The 317-nt window shown below is 63.1% G+C and carries 1 protein-coding gene; it reads right to left on the reverse strand.

Annotation, left to right across the window (positions count from 1 at the left end):
- The coding region (locus PUR71_RS41045) for a hypothetical protein (protein WP_329924785.1) at nucleotides 1-205 on the reverse strand (205 nt) is incomplete at its 3' end.
- Nucleotides 206-317 lie beyond the last annotated feature (112 nt).

Below are 317 nucleotides of genomic sequence, written 5' to 3' on the forward strand. Positions count from 1 at the left end.
GGGGGCCCCCCCCCCAAACCAAAAAAAAAAAAAACCACCAAAAAAACAACCCACCACACAAACCCAAACCACCCCCCCCCCCCAACACCCCCCCCCCCCCACACACAAAAACAACAAAACCCCAACCCAACCCCCACCCACCCCACACACCACCCCCCCACCCCCCCCCCCCCCCCCCACAAAAAAAAACCACCAACCCCCCCACACCCCACCCCCCCCCCACACCAACCCCCCCCCCCCCAAAAACAGACACACCACCCCCCACGCACCACACCACCCCCGCCCCACCCGACCCGACCCACAACAAAAAAAAAAAC

The organism is Streptomyces sp. SP17BM10, from assembly GCF_036322405.1.
Taxonomy (GTDB): domain Bacteria; phylum Actinomycetota; class Actinomycetes; order Streptomycetales; family Streptomycetaceae; genus Kitasatospora.